8 protein-coding genes and 1 pseudogene are annotated in these 9,127 nt (G+C 41.9%); 3 read left to right on the plus strand and 6 right to left on the minus strand.

Features of this window, described 5'->3' with window-relative positions; genetic code table 11:
• Positions 1-122 precede the first annotated feature (122 nt).
• Entirely contained in the window at positions 123-491 is a 369-nt protein-coding gene (locus tag PL85_RS11820; RefSeq protein ID WP_115340205.1) for a DUF3693 domain-containing protein, read from the plus strand.
• Positions 492-640: 149 nt separating this feature from the next.
• On the opposite strand, the gene yciH is transcribed toward PL85_RS11820, so the two are convergent.
• Complete coding sequence (gene yciH / locus PL85_RS11825; protein ID WP_064626153.1) at positions 641-952, minus strand: stress response translation initiation inhibitor YciH; 312 nt, start codon at positions 950-952, stop codon at positions 641-643.
• Positions 953-959: 7 nt separating this feature from the next.
• Positions 960-1,331: a DUF3319 domain-containing protein gene (locus PL85_RS11830; RefSeq protein ID WP_013867787.1), complete on the minus strand. Its 372-nt coding sequence runs from the start codon at positions 1,329-1,331 to the stop codon at positions 960-962.
• A 102-nt stretch (positions 1,332-1,433) separates the two neighbouring features.
• Here PL85_RS11830 and PL85_RS11835 point away from each other — a divergent pair, with 102 nt between their 5' ends.
• On the plus strand, positions 1,434-2,393 hold the full coding sequence (locus PL85_RS11835) for a tyrosine-type recombinase/integrase (protein WP_115340206.1): 960 nt from the start codon (positions 1,434-1,436) through the stop codon (positions 2,391-2,393).
• Here the strand turns inward: PL85_RS11835 and PL85_RS11840 are convergent.
• Together PL85_RS11840 and PL85_RS11845 are read right to left on the minus strand one after the other, a co-directional pair.
• Positions 2,377-3,381 (minus strand): D-alanine--D-alanine ligase, encoded by a 1,005-nt coding sequence (locus PL85_RS11840; protein WP_115340207.1) that lies wholly within the window; start codon positions 3,379-3,381, stop codon positions 2,377-2,379. The genes PL85_RS11835 and PL85_RS11840 overlap by 17 nt on opposite strands.
• Positions 3,382-3,552: 171 nt before the next feature.
• Positions 3,553-4,134 carry an SPOR domain-containing protein gene (locus tag PL85_RS11845; protein ID WP_013867790.1) on the minus strand — a complete coding sequence of 194 codons (582 nt, stop codon included), beginning with the start codon at positions 4,132-4,134 and terminating at the stop codon, positions 3,553-3,555.
• A 219-nt stretch (positions 4,135-4,353) separates the two neighbouring features.
• On the opposite strand from PL85_RS11845, the gene PL85_RS11850 reads away from it, so the two are divergent.
• Positions 4,354-7,041 carry a bifunctional acetate--CoA ligase family protein/GNAT family N-acetyltransferase gene (locus PL85_RS11850; RefSeq protein WP_115340208.1) on the plus strand — a complete coding sequence of 896 codons (2,688 nt, stop codon included), beginning with the start codon at positions 4,354-4,356 and terminating at the stop codon, positions 7,039-7,041.
• 43 nt (positions 7,042-7,084) lie between these two features.
• On the opposite strand, the gene PL85_RS11855 is transcribed toward PL85_RS11850, so the two are convergent.
• A complete protein-coding gene (locus PL85_RS11855) occupies positions 7,085-7,972 on the minus strand; it encodes a LysR family transcriptional regulator (protein ID WP_064626157.1) in 888 nt (295 codons plus the stop codon).
• A gap of 667 nt (positions 7,973-8,639) precedes the next feature.
• Positions 8,640-9,035 (minus strand): annotated as a pseudogene (locus tag PL85_RS11860) (hypothetical protein); the annotation flags it as partial.
• Between the last annotated feature and the right edge of the window lie 92 nt (positions 9,036-9,127).

A 9,127-nucleotide genomic window follows, 5' to 3' on the forward strand; every position in this document is an offset into this window, starting at 1 on the left:
AGCGACCAGAGCGGCCTAATGTGAATTCCGATTTAACGGAAGAGTAAATCCGTTTATCCGGAAGTTCAAGATACGAAGAATCGGAAGAAATGAGCTAGAATGATCAAAACGGAGGGATTGCCATGTACCAGAGTCAGCTGTTAGATGCCTATAAAAAGGCTCAAAACTATGTACAAGACAAACAGATTGCCCATGATTTGAATGTACAAGCGTCAAGAATCAGCGAAATGCGAAAAGGTGTACGCTATATATCTGATGAAGAAGCAGTTTTTTTAGCGGAACAAGCAGGAATAGACCCAGAGCTGGCATTACTCGGATGTCACGCAGACAGGAACAAAAACCCAAAAATAAAACAGCTATGGGAACACATAGCAAAAAAGCACAACGGGCTAGGATTAAGAACAATATCAATGGGTTGCGGAGCGTTGGCGTTAGCGATTAGCACGCCTAAAGAAGCGGTATTACAGTGCGCATTATGTATATTATGTTAAATTACTTGGTTTACTTCCTAGGTTCATGAGTCTATGTTCTGTGTTTACTGTCAGGTTCATATTCAGTGTATTTAACAGTATTTGGATTTACCATAAAATACCTAATAACTAGTCTGATAATCGAAGATTTCATTCTAGTTATTAATACGTTAATTTCCGGCTAGTTTAACTATGAAACCTTTCTTTTCTAAATAAGCTTTAATTTTGTCTCGAGCATCACCCTGGATTTCTATTTCACCATCTTTTACTGAGCCGCCACACCCACAACTTTTCTTGAGTTCTGCCGCGAATAGCTTTAGTGCTGTATTATCTAAATCCAAGCCGGTCACGATACTCACGCCTTTCCCTTTTCGCCCTTTTGTTTGACGATGGATTCTAACCACTCCATCTCCTTTAGGGCGTTCTATAACTTCAGGCTCAGCTTTGATACGGCCTAAATCCGTAGAATATACAAGTGTCATAAATCATTTACTTCTTTAATTGTTCTGCTTTCTGTTTTGCAAGCAAATAAGCTTCGATATGTTTTTGAATAGCCACTTTTGAACCTTTGATTAAGCGACCATTGAAAAAGCAATACCACCCATTGAGCTCACCTGTATCATTCTTCAGTGTAAAGCCGCCAAATTGCTCTTGTTTACCATTTGGAGCTTCTCTCTTCTTACCTACCGCACTGAACTCTCTAGGATCAATGATAGAGGCAGTATCACACCACCAGTCTATGCTTTTTTTAACTGCCGCAAGGTTACCAGTCAAAACATGGTTTTTGATCTTAACTTGCCATATATCTGTAGAGTTAGGCGCAGATGTAAGGGTAAATCCTCGATACGTCGCTATAGCCATATGTTATTGGTCTTTTTAATTATAGGTTAGTTAAATAATAATTGTATCTTCACCGTTATCAAGTATATTTATCGATAAACCATATTGTTATAGTGCATCAAGATGAAAAAAAACATCCCTCTCATCACAGATCCTATGATTTTAAAACAAAAGGTTACCGAATTTTCCGACACAGTTTGCTTTGAACAATTTCAACATTTGACACATTGGCAATATTCGAAGAACTCCGCTTTGGCCATGACTAAAGATTGGAATCATTTTGTTACATTTTGCAAAATAAGATGTGTTACTCCTCTTCCTGGCTCAACAACAGCTGTTAGGCAATTTATCGAAACGGAAGCTCGTGTGAGAAAATACGCGACTATCAGGCGTTACATGGTCACCATTGGTATCATCCATCACCTACTTTCGATGAAAGACCCCACGCAAAACCGACTCACTCAACTTTCTTTGTTTCGTCTTAAAGGAGAGAAAGGTGATGATGCTAAGCAAGCGACACCGTTAACGAAAAAACATTTATTAGCACTAGATATACAACTTATTCATTCACCTAACAAAAAGGATATCCGCGATCTTGCAATCTATTATGTGATGTTTGAGTGTGCTTTGAAACGAAGTGAGCTTAAAAAACTAAGTACAGGCCAAGTCTTAACTGTGGATGGGCAAATGAAGATCATCGTGGGAAATGTCGATTATTATCTTTCTGAATCGGCCTCTCTTGCACTTAAAAAGTGGCTACAATTACTCAATAAAGAATCGAACATTGTGTTTTGTTCAATCGATCGCCATGGCAATATTTCAAATAGATCTTTAAATGATGCATCTATTTTCCGTATCTTACGTCATGCAGGGCAACGTTTAGGCATATTTGAATTGAAGTTTTCAGGCCAATCAACCCGTGTTGGTGCGGCTCAAGAACTGGCTAAACAAGGTTATAAAACTCAAGATATTCAGCAATTTGGACGATGGTTAAGCCCTGCAATGCCAGCTCAATACATTGGTAAACTCGACATTGCAGAAAGTGAACAGATGAAATTTAAGGTCATTAAACCTTTTGATTGAGTGACGTTGTCACACAATTGGCTAGAAATTCATGAAACCTATGCCCATTATGCTCTAACATTTTAGGAAACATTGAAATGGGAGTCATGCCAGGGAAGGTGTTAACTTCATTAAGATAAATGTTTCCCTCTGGGGTTAAAAAGAAATCAATACGTGCAAGGTGCCTAAGCTTCATGTGGGTAAAAACCCTAGCAGCACAATCACTTATCATTTCCAATTGATCTCTGGTTAAATTCTGAGCTTGTACTTCAGTCATCGAATGGCTAGTCGCACTGTATTTTTCTTCATAAGTATAAAATGCGTCTTCTGGTGCGATGATCTCACCCGGCTTAGAAAGATATAAAACACCATCAAGCTGATAAGCGGCAACTTCTAATTCCCTAGGTTTCACTGCTTTTTCAACCAGAACTTGTTCCGAGTAGCTAAAAGCCGCATCGATTGCGCTGTTGAGCTGGGAAACCTCGGTGACTTTGTAACAACCAACAGATGAGCCTTGTCTCGCCGCTTTAATAAACACACTTCCCCATTTTTCCAGAGCCTGCTTACACTGCTGATGCGCTTGTGCATTATTTTCTGAAAGAAAAAGATAAGGTGTATTAGGAATACCCAGCGCATCGTACCAAAGCTTAGATGTAATTTTATTAAAGCTGTTAGCACTGGCTTCTGGACCACAACCTAAATATGGGATGCCAGCCAGCTCGATCATCGATTGAATGTCGCCCGTTTCCCCTGGATAACCATGAATGCAAGGAACCACAAAATCGATATTGACGGCGACGCCATTGGTATTCAACGTTGCAGCATTCGTATCTAAGAAACTCAGATCGCCCTTTTCACTGTACCAACCATCGGGTCGCATTTCGACGCGAATAACTTGAAAACCTTCTGTTTTTTCAAGTTGTGCTTGTAAATAGTTAGCTGACACAAGTGAAACTTCATGTTCTGACGAACCGCCACCACATAATAATAGGATTGTTGTTTGAGTCATTAAAATCTGTCCATGCTGCTGACGAATAAACTATAAATCATGATAATCAATTCAGTGTGAAGTTACACGGTTTTAGCCAAGGAAAACCTTTTTACTGTTGTAACAGGCTAAGTTATAAGCAATAAAGGGGCATAAGCCCCTTTGATCATTTATTCGCGATAAAATCCAGAATCAGTTTAACTTATTGAGTGTCGGAAATTCCGAATTTTTGATGGTATCAATACTTTTGGCAAAAGGTTTCATTGCTTGAAACTCGGTTGGCAGTGTTTTAATTGCTTCAACAGCATCGGCACGAGTTGCGTAGTCACCATAAAGTACGGTGTACCACTTGGTTCCATTCACTACTTTATAATTTTCCCAAATAGGTTGGCCGTCAGAATTGGGCAGTTTACTGGCAAACTGATCAACTTTATTCTGTGATCCAACAGCAACGACCTGAATGGTGTAGCCAAAACGCGGATTCATTGCCGTCTGTTTAGCTGTCGGTGGAATGAGCGCTACTGCGGCTTTGCTTTGAGGGCTCATCTTAACGACTTTTTTCTCTGTATCGTTAGGAGACATCTTCACCACATTCGTTTCGACATTGCTCTCAGAAATTCCAGTAGCCATGCCTTCTTGAGCGACTACTGGTTGCTGAACCGGAGCAACTTTGTACTCTTCACGATGGCTTTCAGAGGTGACATCGGTAATGTATGTATCAGATGCACAGGCAGCCAGAAGCACTGATAAACCGACAATTGTGATTTTTTTCATGAATTGTTCAACGCCTTAAGTAGAAATTACTATAAATCATGCCGATAGCGACGCTCAGAATCAAGCTCGCTTTGTGATTATATACCCTTGTACTGTGATTTATGGCACAAAGTCGCAGTTGTCTCACGACGTAATGATCACAATCAAACCAATATAGTGAACAAGGATAGCATTTGTTCGCTAAGCTAACGGTAATTCGTGAGTAAAAGGTTCATCAACATGAACAATTTAAATCCATTCCTGAAACCAAAATCGATCGCGGTTGTTGGTGCATCAGTACGCTCGCTTCGTGCTGGCAATATCGTGATGAAGAACCTACTTCAAGGAGGCTTCGATGGTGCGATTATGCCTGTCACGCCTTATTATCCATCCGTCTGTGGCGTATTGGCCTACAAAAGTATCGAATCTCTGCCTATCGTCCCTGATATTGCGATTTTATGCACGCACGCAACACGCAACGTCACCTTATTTAAGCAATTGGCAGATAAAGGCATCAGCTCCGTCATCGTACTTTCATCTGATATGTATACTGAAGATGCTCAAGGAGTCGAAATCCAAGCCCAATGTTCTAGAATTGCAAAATCGGCAGGAATGCGCATTTTGGGTCCCAATAGCTTAGGGCTGATCCTACCTTGGTTAAATTTCAACGCTTCGTTTTCTCCTGTCACAGCCTTAAAAGGTAACATTGCCTTTATTTCACAATCTGCAGCGGTTTGTACCACGATTTTAGATTGGGCAAATGACAAAGAGATCGGATTTTCAGCATTTATTTCTCTTGGTAATGCCAGCGACATCGATTTCTCTGACTTGCTTGATTGCCTGAGCACGGATAGACACACCCAAGCCATTTTGCTTTATGTTGATACGATTAAGGATGCTCGCCGTTTTATGTCGGCAGCGCGTGCCGCGTCACGTAACCGGCGAATCTTAGTATTAAAAGGAGGAAGAACGCTTGCTGGACGTAAAGCGGCGCAAGCACATACTGGTGGAGACAATACACTCGACATTATTTATGACTCCGCAATTCAACGCACGGGTATGTTACGGGTGAATAATACCCATGAACTCTTTGCCGCTGTTGAGACACTCACTCACTCCGTTCCATTGCGAGGTGAACGCCTTGCTATTATTACCAATGGTGGCGGGCCAGCTATTATGGCCGTCGATACCTTGCTGGATCTAGGCGGAAAACTGGCCGATCTTGAAGAGTCTACTTATCAAAAACTAAATCAGTGCCTGCCTAAAAGTTGGTCTCACAGTAATCCGATCGATATGGTGGGTGATGCGGATCATACTCGCTACGTTAATACACTAAATGTGCTGCTAGATAGTGATAAAACCGATGCCATTCTCATTATGCACAGCCCATCTGCGATTGCGCAGTCTGAGCAAACCGCTCAAGCGGTGGTCGACGCCATTAAAGCGCACCCTCGCCATAAACGTTTTAACATCCTAACCAATTGGTCAGGAGAACTTACCGCGCGCCCGGCTAGACAAATATTTACCCAAGCGGGCATCCCAACCTATCGAACGCCAGAAAGTGCAGTAGTGGCATTCATGCACTTAGTCGAGTACCGTCGAAATCAAAAACAACTAATGGAAACGCCGACAACCGCAGAACCTGTCCATGTATCAGAAATACACAGCGCGCAGCAATGGATAACGGAGCAACTATGCATACACCCTACCCGTCACCTTGATACGCACCAAATAGGTAAGTTATTTAAATATTTTAATTTTAATGTATTACCAACTTGGATAGCTTCTGATGCCAGTGAAGCGGTACATATTGCCGAGCAAATTGGTTACCCAGTCGTGGTGAAATTGCGTTCGCCCGATATTGCGCATAAATCAGATGTGCAAGGCGTGATGCTCAATCTACGCAACCGCCACGAAGTGGCAAGCGCAGCTCAAGCGATATTGGATCGCACGCAGATCTCGTATCCTTCCGCTAATATTCATGGGTTATTGGTTCAGGCAATGGCAAAGCTCGCTGGCGGCGAAGAGCTCAGGATCAAAGTGATTACTGATACAACCTTTGGCCCGGTCATTTTACTGGGACAAGGTGGTTCAGAATGGGATGAATCAATCGATGCCGCCGCCGCACTACCCCCACTGAATATGACGCTCGCGCGTTATCTGATTGTCAGAGCAATACGCAGCGGGAAAATTCGGCTGCAAAAACTACCAGAGCCAATGAATATTGATGGGTTATCTGAGTTTTTAGTTCGTATCTCGCAGATGATTATTGAATGTCCACAAATAGATGAATTAGATATTCACCCGGTTTTAGCCAATGGCAATCAATTCACCATATTGGATGCCAACTTAGTCCTAAAAGATTACCAAGGCGACGGACAAAGTAGATTAGCTATCCGCCCCTATCCAAGTGAGTTTGAAGAAAATGTGATCCTAAAGGACAACTCGGCCATTACCTTACGCCCAATCTTGCCCGAAGATGAGCCGCATCATGCCGAGTTTATCCGTAACGTATCAAAAGAAGATTTGTACAAACGCTTTTTTTCGGATGTCGGCGAGTTTAACCATGAAGCCTTAGCCAATTTTACTCAAATTGACTATGACCGAGAAATGGCTTTTGTCGCAGTGGATCATACCAATCAAGAGAGTATTATTGGCGTTTCACGAGCACTCATTAACCCTGAGAATAGCGATGCTGAGTTCGCCATCTTGATCCGTTCGGATTTAAAAGGAAAAGGTTTAGGTAAAATCTTGCTGCAAAAAATCATCGACTATTGTCGCTTGAAAGGAACTTTACAAATTTCCGGCATGACCATGCCAACCAACCGAGGCATGTTGACGCTAGCGCAAAAATTAGGTTTTGAGATTGAAGTGCATTTCGAAGATGGGACGGCAGATATGGTTTTGATCTTAAATAAACCAGAATAAAGCCGTAGCGATCAGATTTGATCACTGCGATCCGCCCAAAATTTTAACTTAGCACCCAGTTTTTCTTGAGGTATTGCACACACCACGATTTTGCTTCGCCCATTTTATTACGCCGCCATGCCATAATGATCTGCATCGATTTTTCTTCAGATCCGCTGATTGCTTTCAGTTTACCTGAGGCGATCAGTGGCTCTGCTATCTGTTTCGGTAATGTGCCAATACCTAACCCTTCCACTAACGCGGCACATTTTGCGCTGAAATTAGTTACCGTCAGACGCGGCTGTTTTTGCAAAATATTCACGCTCATTGCAGGCTGGTCACGCGCGGTATCGGCAATCGCAATCACTCGATACTTTTGCCTTGCTTCTTCATCAAATGCACCGCTTCGTTTGTGCACGTAATGTGAGCTTGCCGCTACCCAAACCATTGACATAGTTCCTATGGTTTCTGCTTTTACATCTTGTGGTAACGTATCGATACGTGGGCAAATCAGCAAATCGGCTCGATCAGTTGAAAGTGACTCCCAACACCCCGCTAAAATTTCTTCTTGAAGACGGATTCGTGTTTTACTGACATTACCTAACGCTTCAACCATTGGGAAAAAATTATGAATAGGGATAATACCGTCAAATGCGACCGTTAAATCCAGTTCCCAACCATTCGCTAACAAGGTTGCGTCATTCACCAATTTTTCTGTCGCCGATAAAATGGCTCTACCCCGCTCAAGAATGAGCAAGCCGGCTTCAGTAAACGTCGCTTTATGCCCTGAACGGTCAAAAATAGTGATATCTAAATCTTGTTCCAATTTTTGGATCTGATAACTCAGCGATGATGGTGCACGGCTTAGCTCATTTGCCGCCGCAGCAAAGCTGCCTCGTCTATCAATCGCATCTAAAATATGAAGCGCTTCTAAGGTAATTGGACTTTGCAAAATGGACATCCTTTGGTGAAATTGCAGTGAGTATGCAATAACGAGTATGCAATAACGAGTATGCCTTATTTATCATCGTTGTGGTATCTCTGACGGGATGGAAAATAGGCGAGGGGAACTGGTTTGGAACCAAAAATCGTAGAAATAACAAAGCCAGTTTAATACTGGCTTTGAGACACATTCATTTAAAAAGGGGTAGAAAAGTTATCAATGTGTGAGTCTATTTATTATTTTCTGACATCTCTTTCTTAACCATGACCGCTGCAGCCACGATAAAAACGATGATTAATCCAAGCTCCATGTAAAACCTCGATAAGTGTGTAAAATTAAAGGCTAAAATATAAACAACGCGATTCTAGCAGACTGGAAAAATATAGACAGCTTTTAACGTATTGCTAACGTTTTTAGCGACTCAGTTCAAAAAGAGCGTGAATACAGAAAAATGGTAATTTTCATCACATCCGTAACTCTAGATTGTTATATTCTCTTCCTACTTGAAGCTACAGCGGTGTTTAACAACGCACCGCTGAACTCAAAAACCCACTGTAAACACTTGCACCAAAGCCGCCACGCGTTGGCAGTCCCTCTTGAATGCTTGAATGTGGTATATGTGTTTCAGATGCCACAACCCATTTTTATTTCGACCGACCTAATTGACCGCTCTGAACTAGATGTTACGTGCAATGGCCACTAGCTCGTCTCGGCAAATTTGCAACCAATATTTGAGAGTCTCTTGCAGCATTCTTACCTGATCACCGATACGGTTGACTTCTTTCAGCTCCTCGTCGGTGAGAGGTCGAGAAGGTAAATTCTCTGATAATGCAGTGAAGTAGTCTACCTGCATTCCACTAGAAGAATGGAAATTCATACCAAAACCGGTAACTGGATTCTCACTAGGATCGAAGTAATAGTTCCACATAGCAAGATCCTCGTTAATGTATTCAATGGTATTTTTACCGTACTTTTCGTTCATAAAGGTATCAATATCAGACAGGCTACCAGTAAGAAACATATTATATTCGTCGCTGGAGATTTCCATAGATGAATCAGTCAGCACACTAGTGTAGTGGTCAACTAAAATTGGCCACGGTTTTAGAGTTTTCCCAATATAATCGTTCTGATTCATTGGGAGTTAGACCACCGTTATACTGATGT

This window comes from Vibrio anguillarum, from assembly GCF_001989995.2.
In the GTDB taxonomy this organism is placed as follows: domain Bacteria; phylum Pseudomonadota; class Gammaproteobacteria; order Enterobacterales; family Vibrionaceae; genus Vibrio; species Vibrio anguillarum.